At 60.9% G+C, this 20,131-nt stretch carries 15 protein-coding genes and 1 pseudogene; 5 read left to right on the plus strand and 11 right to left on the minus strand.

The window, feature by feature from the left end; all coding sequences use genetic code 11:
• Positions 1 to 14: 14 nt before the first annotated feature.
• The 6 genes from ACZYR5_RS15170 to ACZYR5_RS15195 form a co-directional block, all read right to left on the minus strand.
• Positions 15 to 1,115: a polyamine ABC transporter substrate-binding protein gene (locus ACZYR5_RS15170; protein ID WP_489090773.1), complete on the minus strand. Its 1,101-nt coding sequence runs from the start codon at positions 1,113 to 1,115 to the stop codon at positions 15 to 17.
• A 472-nt stretch (positions 1,116 to 1,587) separates the two neighbouring features.
• On the minus strand, positions 1,588 to 3,576 hold the full coding sequence (locus ACZYR5_RS15175) for a peptidase U32 family protein (RefSeq protein ID WP_489090774.1): 1,989 nt from the start codon (positions 3,574 to 3,576) through the stop codon (positions 1,588 to 1,590).
• A 109-nt stretch (positions 3,577 to 3,685) separates the two neighbouring features.
• The gene (locus ACZYR5_RS15180) at positions 3,686 to 4,816 is read right to left on the minus strand and encodes an agmatine deiminase family protein (protein WP_489090775.1); all 1,131 of its coding nucleotides are present in this window, start codon (positions 4,814 to 4,816) and stop codon (positions 3,686 to 3,688) included.
• A 29-nt stretch (positions 4,817 to 4,845) separates the two neighbouring features.
• Positions 4,846 to 5,937: an extracellular solute-binding protein gene (locus tag ACZYR5_RS15185; RefSeq protein ID WP_489090776.1), complete on the minus strand. Its 1,092-nt coding sequence runs from the start codon at positions 5,935 to 5,937 to the stop codon at positions 4,846 to 4,848.
• Position 5,938: 1 nt separating this feature from the next.
• Entirely contained in the window at positions 5,939 to 6,847 is a 909-nt protein-coding gene (aguB, locus tag ACZYR5_RS15190; RefSeq protein ID WP_489090777.1) for an N-carbamoylputrescine amidase, read from the minus strand.
• A gap of 4 nt (positions 6,848 to 6,851) precedes the next feature.
• Positions 6,852 to 7,904 (minus strand): agmatine deiminase family protein, encoded by a 1,053-nt coding sequence (locus ACZYR5_RS15195; RefSeq protein WP_489090778.1) that lies wholly within the window; start codon positions 7,902 to 7,904, stop codon positions 6,852 to 6,854.
• Positions 7,905 to 8,038: 134 nt separating this feature from the next.
• On the opposite strand from ACZYR5_RS15195, the gene ACZYR5_RS15200 reads away from it, so the two are divergent.
• The gene (locus ACZYR5_RS15200; protein WP_489090779.1) at positions 8,039 to 8,890 is read left to right on the plus strand and encodes a LysR substrate-binding domain-containing protein; all 852 of its coding nucleotides are present in this window, start codon (positions 8,039 to 8,041) and stop codon (positions 8,888 to 8,890) included.
• 278 nt (positions 8,891 to 9,168) lie between these two features.
• The gene (locus ACZYR5_RS15205; RefSeq protein WP_489090780.1) at positions 9,169 to 10,614 is read left to right on the plus strand and encodes a sensor histidine kinase; all 1,446 of its coding nucleotides are present in this window, start codon (positions 9,169 to 9,171) and stop codon (positions 10,612 to 10,614) included.
• Here ACZYR5_RS15205 and ACZYR5_RS15210 read toward each other — a convergent pair.
• The 4 genes and pseudogenes from ACZYR5_RS15210 to ACZYR5_RS15225 form a co-directional block, all read right to left on the minus strand.
• Positions 10,611 to 11,288, minus strand: a complete 678-nt coding sequence (locus ACZYR5_RS15210; protein WP_489090781.1) for a response regulator — start codon at positions 11,286 to 11,288, stop codon at positions 10,611 to 10,613. The genes ACZYR5_RS15205 and ACZYR5_RS15210 overlap by 4 nt on opposite strands.
• Positions 11,289 to 11,379: 91 nt before the next feature.
• Positions 11,380 to 11,463: pseudogene (locus tag ACZYR5_RS15215) on the minus strand (M24 family metallopeptidase); the annotation flags it as partial.
• 215 nt (positions 11,464 to 11,678) lie between these two features.
• Entirely contained in the window at positions 11,679 to 12,689 is a 1,011-nt protein-coding gene (locus ACZYR5_RS15220) for a formylglycine-generating enzyme family protein (RefSeq protein ID WP_489090782.1), read from the minus strand.
• A 15-nt stretch (positions 12,690 to 12,704) separates the two neighbouring features.
• On the minus strand, positions 12,705 to 14,990 hold the full coding sequence (locus ACZYR5_RS15225; RefSeq protein WP_489090783.1) for a hypothetical protein: 2,286 nt from the start codon (positions 14,988 to 14,990) through the stop codon (positions 12,705 to 12,707).
• Between the two features lie 374 nt (positions 14,991 to 15,364).
• On the opposite strand from ACZYR5_RS15225, the gene ACZYR5_RS15230 reads away from it, so the two are divergent.
• On the plus strand, positions 15,365 to 15,640 hold the full coding sequence (locus ACZYR5_RS15230; protein ID WP_489090784.1) for a hypothetical protein: 276 nt from the start codon (positions 15,365 to 15,367) through the stop codon (positions 15,638 to 15,640).
• A 1-nt stretch (position 15,641) separates the two neighbouring features.
• Here ACZYR5_RS15230 and ACZYR5_RS15235 read toward each other — a convergent pair whose 3' ends face one another.
• Positions 15,642 to 16,112: an Lrp/AsnC family transcriptional regulator gene (locus tag ACZYR5_RS15235; protein WP_489090785.1), complete on the minus strand. Its 471-nt coding sequence runs from the start codon at positions 16,110 to 16,112 to the stop codon at positions 15,642 to 15,644.
• A 124-nt stretch (positions 16,113 to 16,236) separates the two neighbouring features.
• Between ACZYR5_RS15235 and ACZYR5_RS15240 the strand changes: the two genes are divergently transcribed.
• Both ACZYR5_RS15240 and mdeB read left to right on the plus strand, forming a co-directional pair.
• A complete protein-coding gene (locus ACZYR5_RS15240; RefSeq protein WP_489090786.1) occupies positions 16,237 to 17,436 on the plus strand; it encodes a methionine gamma-lyase in 1,200 nt (399 codons plus the stop codon).
• Entirely contained in the window at positions 17,433 to 20,120 is a 2,688-nt protein-coding gene (gene mdeB / locus ACZYR5_RS15245) for an alpha-ketoglutarate dehydrogenase (RefSeq protein WP_489090787.1), read from the plus strand. The genes ACZYR5_RS15240 and mdeB overlap by 4 nt, the downstream gene beginning before the upstream one ends.
• The last annotated feature ends 11 nt before the right edge of the window (positions 20,121 to 20,131 follow it).

Raw genomic sequence — 20,131 nt, forward strand, 5'->3', positions numbered from 1 at the left:
GCCTGGCGCTCGGGCTACTTGTCGGACTTGATGCTGGTCCAGACCCGAGTCCGCACCCGCTCGATCTTCTGCGGCAGCGGCTGCACCACGTACAGTTTTTTCAGCGCCTCGGGGGTCGGCGTCAGGTTCGGGTTACCAGTGATTTCCTTGTTGATCAGCGCCAGCGAGTCTTTGTTGGCGTTCGGGTAGCCCAGGAAATCGCTGATCGGCGCGATGACTTTAGGGTCGAGTAAATTGTTAAGGAATTCATGGGCTTCGGCGACATTCTTCGCGCTCTTTGGAATGGCGAAGGTGTCGAACCAGATCGGCGCGCCTTCCTTTGGCAGACGGTAGTCCACCACCACGCCGTTGCCGGCTTCCTTGGCCCGATTGCCGAACTGATAGAAGCTGCCCGAGTAACCGATCGCCACGCAGATATCGCCATTGGCGATGTCGGTCATGTACTTGGCCGAGTTGAAATAGGTCACGTACGGGCGAACCTTGAGCATCAGTTCCTTGGCTTTTTCGTAGTCTTCCGGGTTCTGGCTATTGGGGTCCAGGCCCAGGTAATGCAGGGCCAGCGGCAGGATTTCGGTGGGCGAATCGAGCATCGCTACGCCGCAAGCCTTGAGTTTTTCCATGTTCTCGGGCTTGAACACCAGGTCCCAGCTGTCCACCGGGGCATTCTCACCCAGCGCCGCCTTGACCTTGGCCGGGTTGAAACCGATCAGCACGGTGCCAACCATGTAGGGCACGCCGTATTGGTTGCCGGGGTCATTCTTGGCCAACAGTTTGAGCAGTTCCGGGTCCTGGTGCTGCCAGTTCGGCAGCTTGGATTTGTCGAGTTTCTGGAACACCCCGGCCTTGATCTGGGTCTCGAGGAACTGGTTCGACGGCACCACCAGGTCATAACCGGAGTTACCGGTGAGCAGTTTGGCTTCCAGCGACTCGTTGGTATCGAAGGTGTCCCAGGTGACCTTGATCCCGCTCTGTTTGGCGAAGTCCTTGGGCACCGACGGCAGAATGTAGTCCGCCCAGTTGTACACCCTCAACTCCCGTTGCTCGGCTTGCACGGCGCTGGCCAGCAGCGTCAGCCCACAGACTGTGGCGCCCAGAATACGTTTGATCGTGACCATGAATGGCTTCCCCAAGTGCGGCGTCAGTTCGACGGTTTTTATGTTCTATGAACGGCAGCGGGTTGAACAATAGCCAAGGGCCGGGCATGCGGTTTGTTGTTGTCACCCGTGCGCATGCTCGAATCGGCCACTTGGGTCTGATTCTTGCCGAGGCTGGCGCGGGAACACAGTGGGGGGTTGGCCAAAAGGGGATCGAAATGGCCATTATTGTTGGCCGGATGGGTGGCGGTGGACCGCTGAATTTGTGTCCAACCCAGGACCTGTAGGAGCGAGCTTGCTCGCGATGGGGCCGTCAGCCACACCGCATCAGCTCTTTCGCTGGCAAGCCAGCTCCTACAGGGGGTTGTGGACATCCGCAGGATGTGTGCCCAACACCGAACCTGTAGGAGCGAGCTTGCTCGCGAAGAGGCCAGCAGCCCCACCGCGTCAACTCTTTCGCTGGCAAGCCAGCTCCTACAGGGTCATGCGTCGATCAATGCGGAGCGCGAGGAATGGTCTTGAGCAGGTCATCCGGGCTGATGTAGCCAACCACGCTGCCGGGTTGCGGCAGGTCGAGGATGTGGCCCTTGATCTTGCCCACCACGTGCATTTCGCAGGGTTTGCAGTCGAACTTCAGGGTCAGCACTTCGTCACCGTGGATCAGTTGCATCGGCGCGACCTTGGTCTTGACACCGGTGACGCCCTTGGCCTGTTTCGGGCACAGGTTGAAGGAGAAACGCAGGCAATGCTTGGTGATCATCACCGGGACTTCGCCGGTTTCCTCGTGGGCCTCGAACGCCGCATCAATCAGCTTGACTCCGTGGCGATGGTAGAAATCCCGGGCCTTCTGGTTGTAGACGTTGGCCAGGAACGACAGGTGCGACTCCGGGTACACCGGTGGCGGCGAGGTCTCGGCCTTGCGTCCACCCCGTGGATGGGCGGCAACACGGGCCGCGGTCAGCGCCTCGATGACTTCGCGGCGCAAGGCCTTGAGCTGCGAATTGGGCACGAAGAACGCCGTCGGCGCATCGAGCTTGATGTCAGTGGCGTGGTACTCGGTGGTGCCCAGCTGGCCCAGCAGATCGCGCAGTTGCTCCAACGCCTGCTCCGGCTTGTTGGCGGCGCCAAACGGCCCTTCCAACGCGACGCTGGCACGGATGCCCTCCTCGCTGGTAGCCGTCAGTTCCAGGCGCTCTTCACGCAGGCGCGCCACCCATTCCAGGCCGATACGACGCTCGGCGGAGGTCTTGAGCAGGGCTTGCTGCCAGTTGTGGTCGAGGTTGCGGCTCAGCGGATGGTTCGGTCGCAGGTTGTGCAGGCCGACCGGCATCTCGTTGGGCTCGACGCGGTAGCGATAACGCTTTTCGCCGTCATCGAGGAACTCGCCACGGGCTTCAGCGATGTTGGCGCGGAACCCCACCACTTCGCGCTTGACCAGCACGTTGAGGCCGTCACCGTTGGACAGCGGTTCGTGGGTGATCACTTGCATGTCGCGCTTGCCGACTTTTTCCACCACACCCACCGGCAGGCCGGTGAAGGTCGGGGTGTCGAAGGCGCCGATGTCGATCTTGCGGTCGCTGACGAAATAGTCGGTGCTGCCGCGGTGGAAGGTCTTTTCCGGGTCCGGCAGGAAGAAGTGCGCGGTGCGGCCGCTGGAAGCGCGGGCCAGGTCCGGGCGGTCTTCGAGCACGTCGTCGAGGCGCTGGCGGTAGTAGGCGGTGATGTTCTTCACATAGCCCATGTCCTTGTAGCGCCCTTCGATCTTGAACGAGCGCACGCCGGCCTCGACCAGGGCGCGGATGTTGGCGCTCTGGTTGTTGTCCTTCATCGACAGCAGGTGTTTTTCGAACGCAACGACACGCCCCTGGTCATCCTTGAGGGTGTACGGCAGGCGGCAGGCCTGGGAGCAATCGCCACGGTTGGCGCTGCGGCCGTTCTGCGCGTGGGAGATGTTGCACTGGCCGGAGAAGGCCACGCACAGGGCGCCGTGGATGAAGAACTCGATGGCGGCATCGGTCTCGTCGGCGATCGCACGGATTTCCTGCAGGTTCAGCTCACGGGCCAATACCAGCTGCGAGAAACCGGCCTGGTCGAGGAACTTGGCCCGGGCCAGGGTGCGGATGTCGGTCTGGGTGCTGGCGTGCAGCTCGATCGGTGGAATGTCCAGCTCCATCACGCCCAGGTCCTGGACGATCAGCGCATCGACGCCGGCGTCGTACAACTGGTGGATCAGCTTGCGCGCCGGCTCCAGTTCGTTGTCGTGGAGGATGGTGTTGATGGTGGTGAAGACCCGGGCGTGGTAACGACGGGCGAACTCCACCAACTGGGCGATATCGCTGACTTCGTTGCAGGCGTTGTGACGCGCGCCGAAGCTCGGGCCGCCGATGTACACGGCGTCGGCGCCATGCAGAATGGCCTCGCGGGCGATGCTGACATCGCGGGCGGGGCTGAGCAATTCCAGGTGATGCTTGGGCAAGGACATATTTTTTTAGTCAGGCTGTCACGGTCGAATCGCGCATTGTACCGGTGAATCGCCTGGCCGGCACCCGTACGCTGCCCGGTGGTGTAAACCGGGCGCGAACGGCGTTGCCTCAAACCTGTGGCTGATGACTGGTCACGCAATGAATCCCGCCGCCACCGGCGCTGATCGCGTCGATATTCAGCTGCACGATCTCGCGGTCCGGGTACAACTCGGACAGCAGGTCATGGGCCGCGGCATCGGCCTTCTTGTCGCCAAACTCGGGAGCGATCACCGCGCCGTTGATCACGAAATAGTTGATGTAGCCGGCGGCGAAATCCGGGTTGTTCTTGCTGAAACGACTGCTGCGCGGCTTGAGCGGCGGCGAAACGGTGTGCACCTGCAGCTTGCGGCCATCGGCGTCGGTGGCCTGTTTGAGAATCTCCAGGTGAGCCAGGGTCACCTTGCGGTCGTAGGAGTCGGGATCGGTGTCGAGGTTGGCGATCACCACCCCGGGGGCGACGAAGCGCGCATAGAAATCGACGTGGGCATCGGTGATGTCCTTGCCCTTGATCCCAGGCAACCAGATGATCTTGCGCAGGCCCAGGCGTTCTTTCAGCTCCTGCTCGACCTCGGCCTTGCTCCAGTCCGGGTTGCGATTGCGGTTGATCCAGCTGCTTTCGGTCATGATCCCGGTGCCATGGCCATCGACCTCGATACCACCGCCCTCGCCCACCAGCTCGGTGCTCAGGTAACGCGCACCGACCGTATCGCTGACCAGCCGCGCCACCTGCGCGTCGTCGTCATGCTGCTGTTTGTTGCCCCAGCCGTTGAAGTTGAAATCCACCGCCCCCAGCCCACCTTGGCCATCGACGACAAAGTTGGCGCCGATATCACGCATCCAGATGTCGTCCAGCTCGGTAATGACGTAGGTGACGTTGTGGCTGCCACAATGCTCTTCGGCCAACGCCCGCTCGCTTTTACGACAGAACACGGTCAGCGGTTCGAAGTCGGCGATGGCCCGGGCAATCCGCCCCAGCGCCGCTTGCACGTCGCCGGTGAAGTCTTCCCAGATCGCGTCCTGGGCACCGAAGGCGATGAACGCCTGCTGGTGGCGCTCGCCTTCGTCGGGCATGTACCACTGACTGCCGGTAGCGGCCAGCACCGAGCGTGACGATAGACCAAGGCCGAGGCCGCTGGCCGCCATGGCGCCGAGCCCGGCAATCACCGAGGCCTGTTTGATGAAGTGTCGACGCGTCGGCATCTGTTGTTCCCTTGACTGTTGATCGATGTTCACTGGCCGGTGGCCGTCTTGAATTTGGTCCAGGTGCGCATGCGCGCACGCATGTCGGCCTGGTGGATGTCCTGGCCCGGAATCAGCCGCGCGTAAGTGGCCTCATCGAGGTAGATATCCGGGTTGTTGCGCATGCTTGCATCGACTTGCGGCCGAGCTTTGGCGTTGGAGGTCGGGTAGCCGGTGAAGTTACTGATGGCCGCCATGTTTTCCGGGCGCATCACGAAGTTGATAAAGGTATAGGCGTATTCCGGGTGTTTCGCGTCCACCGGGATCGCCATGGTGTCCATCCACACCGTGGTGCCTTCGCGCGGCACCCGGTACTGGAAGTGCACCGGCTTGCCGGCGCTGTCGGCGGTGCGCTGGGCCTGGGTCATGTCACCGCTGTAGCCCAGGGACAGGCACAGGTTGCCGTTGACCAGGTCGGTGACCGGCTGCGACTGAAACTTGCGCACATAGGGTCGCAGCTTGCCCAGCAGCTCGCTGGCCGCCGCCAGGTCCTCGCGCTTGCCACTGCGCGGCTCACGACCCAGGTAGTGCAGGACCACTGCCAGCACTTCGTCCGGCGAATCGATGATCGAGATCCCGCAATCGGCGAACTGCTTGGCCAACTCCGGTTTGAACAGCATGTCCAGGCTGTTGACCGGCGCGTCGGGCATGCGCTGCTTGATCTGCTCGGCGTTGTAGGTCAGGCCGATGGTGCCCCAGGTGTAGGGCACCGTGGCCTGGTTCGAATGCACGTAGTGGCTGCGCAGCTTCTGCAAACCCGGTTCGATGTCGTTGAGCGCGGTGAGTTTGGCCGGATCCAGCGGCATCAGGCTGCCGGCGCGCATCAGCCGCTCGGCCACGGTGTCGCCGGGGAAGATCAGGTCGTAGCCGCTGTTGCCGGCGAGCATCTTGGCTTCCAGGGTCTCGCTACCGTCCATCACGTCGTAGATCACCTTGATCCCGGTTTCGGCGGTGAAACGGCTCAAGGTGTCTTCGGCAAAATAGTCGGCCCAGTTGTACAGGCGCAGGGTTTTCTCTTCGGCGTGCAAGGTCGGTGCGGCGGCGATCAGGGCCGCCAGCAACAAGCTGTGGGACATGCGCATATCAAACCCCCTGGGTGTTCCAGCGTGCATTGAGTTGACGACCGTCATAGCTGAGCAAGGCGCCGTACATTTCCGGCCGGCGGTCGCGGTAGATGCCCCAGCTCAGGCGCTCTTCGCGCATCGCCGCCAGGTCCAGGCCGTGCAGCAGCATGCCGGTGCTGTCGCGGTCGGCCTCGGCGAGCAGCTTGCCCTTGTGGTTGCAGATAAATGACGAGCCGTAGAACTTCATCTGCAGGCCGGCATCGCTGGTCGCCACTTCGTTGCCAACCCGGTTCGACGCCACCACCGGCAAGATGTTCGCCGCCGCATGACCGCGCATGGTCATCTGCCAGTGATCGCGGGAATCGAGGTCGGCGCAGCCGGGTTCCGAGCCGATGGCCGTGGGAAACAGCAGCACCTCGGCGCCCATCAAGGCCAGGCAGCGGGCGGTCTCGGGGAACCACTGGTCCCAGCAGATGCCTACGCCGAGGCGGCCGAACGCGGTGTCCCAAACCCGGAATCCGGTATCGCCGGGGCTGAAGTATTCCTTCTCCTGATAGCCGATGGCGTTGGGGATATGGGTCTTGCGATAGACCCCCAGCAAGCGGCCATCGGCATCGGCCACGCTCAATGAATTGAAATAGGCGTTGCCGGCCTTCTCGAACCAACTCAGCGGCAGCACCACGCCCAACTCTTTGGCCAGCGCCGCGAAACGTTGCAGGATCGGGCTGTCGCCGTACTCCTGGGCCAGGGCCAAATGTTGATGGCGCTGTTCAATGCAGAAATACGGGGTGGCGAACAACTCCTGCAGCAGGATCACCTGGGCGCCCTTGGCCGCGGCCTCGCGCACTAGCTGTTCGGCCTGGTCGAGGTTGTGTTGCAGGTCCCAGGAGCACGGCATCTGGGTGGTAGCGATGGTCAACAGGCTCATGGCATCAACCCTCCAGCGGCCAGGCCGGCTGTTGCTGGGTGATGCAATGCACCCCGCCGCCGCCATGGGCCAGGTGGTTGATCTGCACCGGGACGATTTCGCGCCCCGGGAAAGCCTGCGCAAGTACCTCGGCTGCCGCATGGTCGGCCTCGATGCCGTAGGCCGGCATGATGATCGCGCCATTGGCGATGTAGAAGTTGGTGTAGGAGGCGCAGAACACTTCGGCCTCGGTGTCCACCGCTTCGCTGGCTTCATACAGCTCGATCAGTTCGAACGAGCGGCCCTTGGCATCGCGGGCCAGTTGCAGGGCGCGACGGTTCTCGCGCACCACTTCGGCGTACACCGAGCTCTGGTCGCGGGTTGCGTCCACCAGCAGCACGCCGGGGCGAGCAAAGGCACAGACGCCGTCGACGTGGCCGTCGGTCATGTCGCCAGTGACATAGTCCGGATCGCCCGGCAGCCAGATGGTCTTGGTCACGCCCAGCAGACGGCTGAAGATCTCTTCGATTTCAGCCTTGCTCACACCAGGATTGCGGTTGGGGTTGAGCAGCACCGATTCGGTGGTGATCAGCGTCCCTTCGCCATCGACGTGAATCGCCCCGCCTTCGTTGCTCAGCGCAGTGCCGAAGCACTCCAGGCCGAGCTTATTGAGGGCACGGCGGGCGAGGCTTTCGTCGAGGTCGTGGGCCGACTTGCCGCCCCAGGCGTTGAAACGCCAACTGACGCCAGCCAGGCCCAGTTGCGGGTGGCAGACGAAGCTCGGGCCGGAGTCACGGCACCAGCTGTCGTTGACGGCCAGTTCGATCAGCTCGATGTTCCGCCCGCACAAGGCCTTGGCCCGGGTCACCGCCGAGGGATCAACGACCATTTTCACCGGTTCGAAACGGGCAATTGCATTGGCGACGCGAGCGAAATCTTCCTGCACCTGGCTCAGGGTCACGCCCCAACCCGACTCCCACAAGGCCTGATTGTGCGGCCAGACCATCCAGGTCGCGGCGTGTCGGGCCCACTCGGCGGGCATCATCCAGGCGCTGTTGTGATTGTTGTTGTGCTGCATGACAAGTACCTTTGAGTTAAGTCATTGTGTTCAATGAAAAGAGTCTGCTGGGTGCTGGCATGCATGCTACGGCGCTGAAAACCGGCAAACAAACGATGGATTTAGTAGAAAAGTGATTAGAGGAACTTATCAATATGCTCAAGCACTGGCCGCCGCTCAGTTCCCTGCGTGGCTTTGAAGCCGCCGCCCGCCTCGGCAGTTTCCACAAGGCCGCCGCCGAGTTGAGCCTGACCCAGTCGGCCATCAGCCAGCAGATTCGCAGCCTCGAGGCCTACCTCGAACAACCGCTGTTTATCCGCAGCGGACGCGCGGTGTACCTGACCGATGCCGGCCACGACCTGCTGAGCACCACCCAGGCCCTGCTGCAGCAACTGGCGGTGGGCATCCGCCGCCTGGGTCAATACCAGAAACCCAACCAACTGGTGCTCAACACCACCCCGGCCTTCGCCCGCCACTGGCTGCTGCCGCGCCTCGGCGATTTCCGCCGCCAGCATCCGGAGGTTGACCTGTGGATTTTCAGCACCGATGAAGTGCCGGAAATGAGCAGCCAGACCATCGACCTCGCCGTGCGCGACGACATCAGTTCCCAGGCCGAATGCAGCTTCAAAGTGCTGCACCACGACCGCCTCTACCCCGCCTGCCACCCCAGCGTGCTGGCGCAACCGCGGGAGCAGCGCACCACCCTGCACGGCGAACGGGAAATGGACTGGAACCACTGGGCGGTGGAGGCCGGGGTCGATGTCGGCCAACAGGAACAGGGCCTCAACTTCTCCGACCCCGGCCTGCTGCTCGACGCCGCCTGCAGCGGTTTGGGCATCGCCCTGGTCAGCCAGTTATTGAGCCGCCAGGCGCGGGACAATGGGCTGTTGCAGCCTCTGGTCGACCAAACCATTCGCGGCCCGAACTGGGCGTTGTTGACCCATCGCGACAGTGAGAATAATCCGCTGGCCAAAAGCTTCAGTGAGTGGTTGGTGGAGAACCTGTAGGAGCCAGCTTGCTGGCGATGAACGTCAACGATGACGCGTGCTGTCTGGATGTACGCGGCGGTCTGAGATTTTTCGCTGGCAAGCCAGCTCCTACAGGGGGATTGGTGGTGGGTGCAGAGGGTGTGATCACCACGCACATTGTAGGAGCTGGCTTGCCAGCGAAGAACGTCAACGATGACGCGCACCACCTGAATGTCTACCGGCCGAGAAACCAACTATCGTCTTGAGTGAGCACAAAGCCTGTGCGCTCACTCCTGTCAGTCTGCGGATGACCGACGATGACCAAAGACGCAAAAATCCCCCAGCACGGCGCCACTGCGCCAGCACCCGAGCGCCACGGCCTGTGGCACCACCGGTTCAGCGGCCACGCGCAAAAGCTCAGCCACTCGACCCAGTTCGTGATCGCGGCAACCGTGATTCTCGGCCTGACCATGTTCTTCGTCGGCAAGCTGGTCAGCGAACGCATCGAAAATGCCGCGGTGCAGAGCGCCGCCGAGGCCGGGGCGCAGTACATGGACACCTTCCTCGAGCCCTACGTGCAGGACATGAGCGATGACAACCTGTTGTCGCCGGAAAGCATCCAGGCCCTGGACCGCGTGACCCAGAGCCGGGCCATGAAACAGCACATTGCCTCGATCAAGATCTGGCGCGCCGACGGCACGGTGGTCTACAGCACCAATAAAGCCATCACCAATCACAAGTTCGCACCCGATGAAATCACCGAGGCCCTCAAGGGCAAGGTGGTCACCGATCTGGAAGGGCTGACCCAGGATGAGAACGAGTACGAGCGCAAGCTGGACGTGCCGCTCTATGAGATCTACGCGCCGCTGCGCGATTCCAGCTCGTTGAAAGTCATCGCCGTCGGCGAGTTCTATGAAAAAGCCGGCAGCCTCAAGCGCGAGATCAATCGCGTACGGCAGCAGGTATGGGCGGTGGTTGGCGCCGCGACCCTGGCGATGCTCACGCTGTTGTTTTTCATCGTCCGACGCGGCGACAAGATCATCCAGCGCCAACAAGTCGCCCTGGAGGCGCGGTTGCAGGAGCAAACCCGGCTGCACGCCAGCAATGCCGAACTCCAGCATAAAGTGGCGACGGCGACCCAGGAGTTTTCCCGGGTCAACGAACTGACCTTGCGCCGCATCGGTGCCGACCTGCACGACGGCCCCGCGCAACTGCTGACCTTGATCCTGATCCGCCTCGATGACCTGGCGGAAAACTGCTCGGCGGTCGATCAGGAATCCATGGAAACCATTCGCGGCGCCGCCACCGACGCCCTGCGCGAGGTCCGCGACCTGTCACGCGGCCTGGCGCTCCCGGAAATCAACGACCTGAGCCTGGTGCAGGAGTTGCAACTGGTAGCGCAACGGCACGAGCAGCGCACCGGCACCAGCGTCAAGCTACTACTCGGGCCGCTGCCCAAGGTTGCCCCGCTGCCGCTCAAGCTGTGCCTGTACCGGTTCGTCCAGGAAACCCTGAACAACGCCTTTCGTCATGCCAATGGCGAAGGCCAGGTGATTCAGGCGCGCTACGTCAACGGCTTGCTGGACATCAGCGTGCGCGACAGTGGACCGGGCATGGTGGAGGATGCCATGCAGCCGAGGACAGCCGGCCGCACCCGCCTGGGCCTGGCCGGGTTGCGTTATCGGGTGGAGTCGCTGGGGGGACTGTTCAACATCGACTCAAGTGCCTCGGGCACCTCGGTCAGCGCCCAGTTCAGACTCTAGTTGCGGGGATCGGCGCCCAGGTGCAGGCGCCCGATCGCTTCGTGCTCCCAATACCGGCGCAGGGCCGTGACCGCTTCGACACGATTGCGCGCGTTCAGCTTCTGCATCACGCAGGACATGTGGTGCTTGACGGTTTTTTCACTGATCGCCAGAAGATCCGCCACCTCGCGATTGGTCAGCCCTTTGGCCACTTCGCGGATCACCTCCTCTTCCCGTGGCGTCAGGTCGAACTTCTGCACGTCCGCCTCATGCTTCTTGATATGGCTCAGCAGCTTGTCGGCCAACTCGGGAGTGACGAAGGTCTCGCCCTTGGCCACTGAGCGGATCGCCTGCACCAGCTGCGGACCACTAATGCCTTTGAGCACATAGCCACGCGCCCCGGCCTCCAGCGCCAGGAACGCATCGTTTTCCGACTCGGACACCGTCAGCATCAGCACCTTGATATCCGTCAGCTCAGTCGCAATAAAGCGCACGGCAGCGAACACATCGCCGGGCATATTGACGTCCATCAGCATCACATCCGGATGCTCGCGCTGGGCAATGTCCATGGCGTCCTGGGCACTGGCGCCCTGCTCCACCACCTGCAGGTCCGCGCGTTTTTTCAGGGTGTTGGCCACGCCCTCACGCAACATCGGGTGATCGTCGACGATGCCGATGCGAATGGATGGACTCATGGGGCGCTCCCGATTGAACTCGAACACCCATTGATTAATAGCAGGGAACCCGCAAGGACGCCGGGCGCCCGTCGGATCCCGCGCTCGGGTCTCAGATCAGCAAATCTTCGTAGAAAGCGCCGAAAGGCAACTGCGGGTGGGCGATCTGGATTTCCTGAATCCACAGCCCGGTATTACCATTGGACGAGACAAAGCGCGAAGGACTGTCGAGTGGCTGACGCTAAACGTTCTTTGCTTGATCATCGTCACTCATGAGGAGCAGTTGAAGAGCCAATACGGTATCGTTGTGGAACTGAGTGAGCGTCCAACGTGATTGGATATCTATCAGTCAGCGCCCCGCAAACAAGGGTTAAACTCGCCCACGCCACACCATAAATAGTTGAAAATCGATCAATTCACCGGCACGGAGCTATTAACTACACAACGTACAGTTTTATCCCCTAAAACGACAAAATCATCTTCATTTACATAGCCATGCGGCTCCGCCGAAGTCCTGTAAACATTCACTCCACCACCCCACGCAGGATCAGCAAACGCCTGACCACGGGCCACCTTAGTGCCGCGACCAACATAGTCCTTGGTAACAGCCCCGCTCGGCCCTTGCGGATTATTTACAGGAGAATAATTATAGTAATCCTCATCATACCAATCACTAACCCACTCCAAACCATTATCTGACATTGAGTACAAGCCCAAAGAATTAGGCTGAAAGTAATCTACTGGCAATGGAGTAAGGCCTTCAGTTGCCCATTTCATTTCATCCGCAAATGCGCGACGATTCCATGTCGAGGATATATTTAGCCCTCTCAGACCGTGCTCCCCATAAACTCGCTCAGGGGCAACCCTGTAAGTCCCATCGTCAGTAGACACCATCAAAAATTGACCACGACTCCGCGCCGCATACTCCCATTGTGCCTCCGTCGGCAGAGCGAACGGGAGACCACTCACTACCGCTAGCCACCCACAATACCTTTCCGCCTCAAACCAATCCATATGCGCCGGCGTCCTCGGCGCACTATTCATATCACTCCAATCTTTTTGATTACCTGCATCAACAACCCTTAACTTCAAACCATTGAACCTGAGATAAAACTGATAAGCCTGATTAGTTACTTTTATTTTTTGAATAGAATAATTATCCAGCCTCACCCTGTGCAGGGGCTTACTATCCTTGTCGGCGTCATAAGGTAAATTCTCAGGACCATAGTCTGCGCCAAAATCCCCCATTAAAAAATCACCTCCCTCGACAAAAACCAGATCAAGCTTCAAGTCATCAATATATTGCATCAGCCCTTGATTACTCTCATTTCGGGCTAGACTGCCTTTCATCTCCGACGCGCCCTCACACCCTACCAACAATAAAAGACAAACAATACTGACAATTACTCCAGTCAAACTCATACCCATCAATCACCTTTAAACATAATCAACTAATTGCCCCTCACATGGCCCAAAGCCGCAACGATCCGGATAATAAAAATTAGATGCAGAGTTTAGCTGGTAATAGGCTGTATCATTCATTGCAAGCGCATAACCCCAAGCTATTTCGCTTTTTAAGCCTTGGTAAATCGCGACAAGCTCCGCCTTGGCTTTGTACATATCATCATCGCGACTGATCCCCTCTTGAAGAAATCTCTCCAAATGCCGCTCACTCTCCACAACCGCTAAACTTTCACCATCTTTACCGACCAGAACCCTGCCATCCCGAGTCATTCTACACATGACTTTGCGCCACTCTGAGACCGTCTGAATACTCTTAAGCACCCAGATTACGGATTCTTTCCGCTCACTGTAAATATCGAGAACAAATCCATCTCCATGATTCTCATAATCCAGATGATCCCAGACACCGTGACGAGTTAGCAGGTAAAGCAACATCCCTTTAGACTCCGGGGTATACCTCAGCAACCTTTCAGGATCAGAATTTACATGCCTGGCGAGGTGATTCCTTCGCTTAGACGCTTCCATCCCCTTAGTACTTTCACCTAAAATATCTTCCATAAAACTTTTATACTCAGCGGCAATCGACGTAAAACCACTCTTTTTTCGACCATACAACTCATATAAGTCCTCACCCATACTAGCCATCTGCATCACACAATATTGGCTATAAGTTCTAAACGCCTCCACATCCACCAAATCAAAAAACCCAAAATCCAACCGATACAACTGATAAATCAACCACGCCCCAAACTCCGCAATGGTATTAGTCCCCACCTCACAAATAACCCCGCCCTTCGCCCCGACGCCCCAGCACAAACTGGCGGCGACGTGGAAACAGAATTTGCCGTTGATAAAAGTGCAATAGAACTTGCCGCCCGCACCGGCGCCCGCGAGGCCGGCGATGCTGCTGCCGATGGTGCAGAAGTCGGTGTATTTGCCGGTCGATTGCAACAGGCCAGCGACATTGGGATTGAGGTCGCGTGGCGGGGTGGGTTTCAGCCATTGCAGGCTGCCCTTGAGGCTGCCTTCGACGCGAGCGCCGGCGAAGGCTTGGGCGGTGACGCTGAGGCCTTCGTCTTCGGCGGCCATTTGTTGATGGAACGCCGCGCCCCTGGTTTTTCGTTCGTGGAAACGCGGCAGCCGCCCTCCCGGTTGGCCCATCAGCACTTGCTGGTCGCCGCTGCGGGCGATCTGTAGCTGGCCTTCGATCTGCACCGAGGCGCCGACGAAGCCGGTCAATTCAGGGGTCAGGCACAGGCGCAGCAGGCCCATGTTGAAGTCATTGCCGCGGTCGTCGGTGTAGCGCAGGGCCCAGCCCAGGCGATCGGGGACGTAGGCGGTGTAATTGACCTTGCCCGAAGCCACTGTCAGCGCTGCGTTGGCTTCGCCCTTGAACGCAGCGGTGCCCTTGGCAACGTAAAACTCGCCACTGGCACCGACGTTGGAGGCAAAGCGCATGAACTGCGCGCCACGGCTCATGTCGAGATTGTCGGTCAGCTCCTTGGTGCCGTTGAACTGGCTGTGGTTCCAGCTCTCGGCCCAATCAAACAACACGAAGTCGCTGTTCAGTTTGTCCAGGTCGAAATCCGAGCCAGCCCACTTGATTACGTCGCGCAATTCCAGCTTGATCTTCGGCCACTCTAAAGCCGTCAACTGTTCAGCCAGTTTACTGCTCGAAATAACGGTTTTTCCGTTTTTATCCTTGCTGTAGATGCTGGCTTGCGCCGAGCGTTTGTCCTTGCCTTTCAGGGAAACGTTATGCAGCTTCCGGCCGGCCTGGGTCTGGCTGAAGTAGCCTTTCTTGACGTAGGCATAGGGTTTCGATTTGCCGTTGCGGCCACCTTTTCCCTGTACGACAGGGATTAATTCGATGACTTCGTCATAGCTCATGGAACTCAGGGAAAAATCGCCGAGTTCTTTCTTGATCGCGGCGCGGCTTTTTTCCAGCGCTTGCTCGGCCTCGGTCAGCGCCATCTGGCGCTTTTCTGTTTCACCGTGAGGCAGTGCTGCCTTCGACGCGGCAACGGCGTAGCGCTCCAGAGCGGTGGAATAGTTGGCGTTGGCACGATGAAAGGCGTCCATGCGCGCATTCATTTCCTGCCAATGATGGTCAAACTCATCGGCATGATCGTCGCCGATAAAAATCAACTCTTCCGTGTCCGGGCGGAAGTAACACTGCGCAGATTGGTGACAGACAACGGCGACGGGATCCTTCCTGCTGCAACGCAGTGTGGCGACGGGCAATTCTGGCTGGCTCATGGGTCAGGCTCCTCGACTACGCAGCAAACCGCTATTTGCGTTGCGGATCGAGACCGTGATGGCGCTGGGTGTGACTGAATAATCTGGCGGTACTGTGAGCAAGATGCATCCCTCCTGGACTTTTCAAGGTACTCGGGGGAGGACTTATCCAACCCAAGATCGAGCGCCAGGAGGCTTTCATGAAGGCGATACGGAAGGAAATAAGAAAAATCTGCGCGCAAAGTAGGAGGTTTCTTAAAATTAGTTCGCATCAGCTAACGAAGGCGTAGCGCTTGCGGAAGAGATCAAGTCGACAACCGTCAGTCGGCCTCAACCCCGTTCCACACTCACACAGTCGATAATCCGCCCCACCCCACCGCCACAGGCCTACCGGGATGAACACGCGCGCCCCCTCGTCATGGCTCATCCTGCTGGCCCTCAGCCTGGCGCTCATTGCCGGCTGCTCCAGCAAAAAACAGCCGACCCAATACGCCTCCGCCTCCAACTGCTACGCCAAGGCCGTGCCCACGGTCGGTGAAGGTGGCCTGGCCTGGGGGTCGAGTCTGGGGGTGGCGCGCAGCAAGTCGATGAGCAACTGCATCCGCTATGCCGGGCGCTCCGGGGGCACGCCGAATACCTGCAAGGTGGTGTTGGCCCAGTGCAAGCGCTGACTCAGCCCAGCACGGGGATCACCCGGGACGGCTTGACCGACTTGAAGGAAAAGCTCGAGTAGATCTCCTTCACCGCCGGCAGGGTCTGCAAGACTTCGCGGGCGAATTCGCCGAACGATTCCAGGTCCTTGGCCACCACTTCCAGCAAAAAGTCGTAGCGTCCGGAGACGTTGTGGCAGGCGACGATCTCGGGGATTTCCAGCAGTCGTTGCTCGAAGGTGCGGGCCATTTCCTGGTTGTGGGATTCCATCATCACGCTGACAAAAGCCGTGACGCCGTAGCCCAGGGCCTTCGGCGAGAGGATTGCCTGATACCCGGTGATCACCCCGCTTTCCTCGAGGATTTTCACCCGTCGCCAGCACGGCGACGTGGTCAGCGCGACCTGGTCGGCCAGTTCGGCGACGGTCAGGCGGGCGTTGCCCTGCAGGGCGTTGAGCAGGGCTTTGTCGGTACGGTCCAGAGCGCTGGGCATGTTTTGCCTCGAATTCTTGTTGTTCTGTTGATTCATTCCAAATAGGCGTTTATTTCCCAGGATATTTGGAATTTTTCGCGTTGAATTTGAGCATAGCATTGTAGGAAATCAAGGAGCGTTCAGCATGAACAATAAAAACAATGAACTGGGATTTTCGACTCGTGCCATCCATCACGGCTACAACCCGCAGGACAACCACGGCGCGTTGATCCCGCCGATCTACCTGACCTCGACCTTCACCTTCGCCACCGCCGAATACGGCGCCGGCTGTTTTGCCGGTGAAGAAAGCGGGCACTTCTATACACGCATTTCCAACCCGACCCTGGCCCTTCTGGAGTCGCGCATGGCGACCCTGGAAAACGGCGAAGCGGCGGTGGCTTTCAGTTCCGGGATGGGTGCGATCTCCGCGACGTTCTGGACCCTGCTGCGGCCCGGCGATGAAGTGATCGTCGACCGCACCCTGTACGGCTGCACTTTTGCCCTGTTGCATCACGGCATCGCCGAATTCGGGGTCAAGGTGCGGCATGTCGACCTGTGCAACCTCGCCGCATTGCGCGATGCGATCACCCCGGCCACGCGAATGATCTACTGCGAAACCCCGGCCAACCCGACCATGCAACTGGTGGACATCGCCGCCGTGGCCGCAGTCAGCCGCCACCATCCGGATGTGACCCTGGTGGTCGACAACACTTACTGCACGCCCTACCTGCAACGCCCGCTGGAGCTGGGCGCCGATCTGGTGGTGCACTCGGCGACCAAATACTTGAGCGGACACGGCGACATTACTGCCGGCATGGTCGTCACGTCCCAGGACCTGGCCACTCGCATTCGCCTGCAAGGGCTCAAGGACCTGACCGGCGCGGTGATGTCGCCGCAAGACGCGTTTCTGCTGATGCGCGGGCTCAAGACCCTGGCGCTGCGCATGGACCGTCATTGCAGCAACGCCCAGGTGATCGCCGAGTACCTGCAAGCCCATCCGGCGGTGGCCTGGGTGACCTACCCCGGCTTACCCTCTTTCGCCCAGCACGAACTGGCGACGCGGCAGATGAAGCTGCCCGGCGGGATGATTGCCTTTGAGCTCAAAGGCGGCCTGGCCACCGGCCGGCAGTTCATGAATGCCCTACAATTATTCAGCCGGGCGGTCAGCCTCGGCGACGCCGAATCCTTGGCGCAACACCCGGCGAGCATGACCCACTCCACCTACACCCCGGAGCAGCGCGCGGAACACGGCATCTCCGAAGGCCTGGTGCGACTGTCGGTGGGTCTTGAAGACATCGCCGACCTGCTGGCCGACGTCACCCAAGCCCTGGATGCCTGCGCATGACTACACCCAATGCGATCAACGAAGGTCCTGCCGCGCCCCAGGACCAGGACCCCGAAGAAACCCGCGAGTGGCTCGACGCCCTCGCCTCGACCCTCGCCGCCTGCGGCCCGGAGCGCGCCCGCTACCTGCTCAAGCGCCTGGAAGAATACGCCAGCGAGCACGGCATCCACCGCGACGCCCAGGCGTTCTCCGCCTACCGCAACACCCTGTCGCTGGAGCAACAGGGCACCTACCCCGGTGACCTGCTGCTGGAAGAACGCATCACCGGCCTGTTGCGCTGGAATGCCCTGGCCATGGTAGTTCGCGCCAACCACGCCTATGGCGAACTCGGCGGCCACATCGCCAGTTATGCGTCGGCGGCAGAGATTTTCGAGGTCGGCTTCCAGCACTTTTTCCGTGGCGATGGCGACAGCGGCCAACGCAATGCCGACCTGGTGTTTTTCCAGCCCCACTCGGCGCCCGGGGTGTATGCCCGGGCCTACCTCGAAGGGCGCCTGAGCGAGGCGCAACTGGCCAACTACCGCCAGGAAATCAACGGCCCCGGCCTGTGTTCCTACCCGCACCCGTGGCTGATGCCGGACTTCTGGCAGTTCCCCACCGGCTCCATGGGCATCGGCCCGATCAGCGCGGTGTATCAGGCGCGGTTCATGCGTTACCTGCAGCACCGTGGCCTGGCGCAGACCGAGGGCCGGCACGTGTGGGGGGTGTTTGGTGACGGTGAGATGGACGAGCCGGAATCCATTGCCGGGCTGTCCCTGGCCGCCCGCGAGCAACTGGACAACCTGACCTTTATCGTCAACTGCAACCTGCAGCGCCTCGACGGCCCGGTGCGCGGCAATGGCCAGATCATCCAGGAACTGGAAGCCCTGTTCGCCGGTGCCGGCTGGAATGTGATCAAGGTGTTGTGGGGCTCGGAGTGGGATGGGCTGTTCGCCCGTGACACCGACAACGTCCTGCTCCGGCGCCTGGCCGCCACCCCCGACGGTGAGTACCAGACCCTAGGCGCCCACGACGGCGCCTACAACCTCGAACATTTTTTCCAGAAGGACCCGCACGTGCGGCGCCTGGTGGAGCACATGAGCGTCGAGGAGATCAACGGCCTGAAACGTGGCGGCCATGACTTCAGGAAACTCTACGCCGCCTTCGCCGCCGCCAAGACCTGCAAGGGCCGGCCGACGGTGATCCTGGCCAAGACCAAGAAAGGCTTCGGCATCGGCGCTGCCGGCGAATCGCGGATGACCGCGCACCAGGCGAAGAAGCTCGATGTCGCCGCCCTGCTGACCTTCCGCGACCGTTTCAAGCTGCCGCTGTCGGACCAGGATGTGGAGCAACTGCGTTTCTACCGCCCGCCGGAAGACAGCGCGGAAATGCGCTACCTGCGCGCGCGGCGCCAGGCCCTGGGCGGACCGCTTCCGGCGCGCAAAAGTGCCGCGCCGGTGATCCCGGTGCCGGCGCTGGAGCAGTCCGCAGGCTTTGCGCTGCAGGCCGAGCACAAGGAAATGTCCACCACCATGGCCGCCGTGCGCATCCTCAATGCCTGGCTCAAGGCACCGCAACTGGGGCCAAGGGTCGTACCGATTGTCGCCGACGAAGCGCGGACCTTCGGCATGGCCAGCCTGTTCCGGCAGATCGGTATCTATTCGCCCCACGGCCAGTTGTACGAACCGGAAGACAGCGGCTCGATCCTCTCCTATCGCGAATCGCGCAACGGCCAACTGCTCGAGGAAGGCATCACCGAGGCCGGCGCGCTGTCGTCCTGGGTCGCGGCGGCGACTTCGTACTCGGTGCATGGCGAGCCGATGCTGCCGGTCTATATCTACTATTCGATGTTCGGCTTCCAGCGCGTCGGCGACCTGATCTGGGCTGCCGCCGACCAGCGCTCGCGAGGCATCCTGCTCGGCGCCACGGCCGGACGCACTACCCTGGGCGGCGAAGGCTTGCAGCACCAGGACGGCTCGAGCCTGGTGATGGCCTCGATGGTGCCCAACTGCCGGGCCTGGGATCCGTGCTTTGCCGGCGAGCTGGCGGTAATCCTCGACCACGCCGCGCGACGCCTGCTGGAGGAGCAATGCGACGAGTTCCACTACGTCGCGGTGATGAACGAAAACTACCCGCAGCCGAGCCTTGCCCCGATGCATCACGCTGACGTCCTGCGTGGCCTTTATCGCTATTCACGCAGTGGCGACAGCGCGCCGATCCGTCTGCGCCTGCTGGGTTCAGGGACCATTTTGCGCGAGGTGATCGCCGCCAGCGCGTTGCTGCTCGAGGACTGGGGCATCGCGAGTGAAGTGTTCAGCGCCACCAGCTTCAGCGAACTGGCCCGTGAAGCGCGAGAGATCGAGCGCGACAATCGCCTGGACGCCCACGAGCAACGCAGCGGGCAACTGGACAAATACCTCGCGGGCAAGCAACCGATCATCGCCGCCAGCGACTACATCCGCGCCTGGCCGCAACTGATCGCCCAATACCTGGCGGCGCCCTATACCGTGCTCGGCACCGACGGTTTCGGGCGCAGCGACAACCGCCAGGCGCTGCGCCAGTTCTTTGAAGTCGACCGGCACAGCATCGTGATCGCCGGGCTGAAAAGCCTGGTGGATCACGATGGCCTCGACCCGCAGATACTCACCGAGGCAACCCGCCGCTACCGCCGCGATCCTTCGCCCCAGGCGCCCTGGAATCGCTGACAAATCCGCAA

It is taken from the genome of Pseudomonas sp. F007 (genome assembly GCF_057814275.1).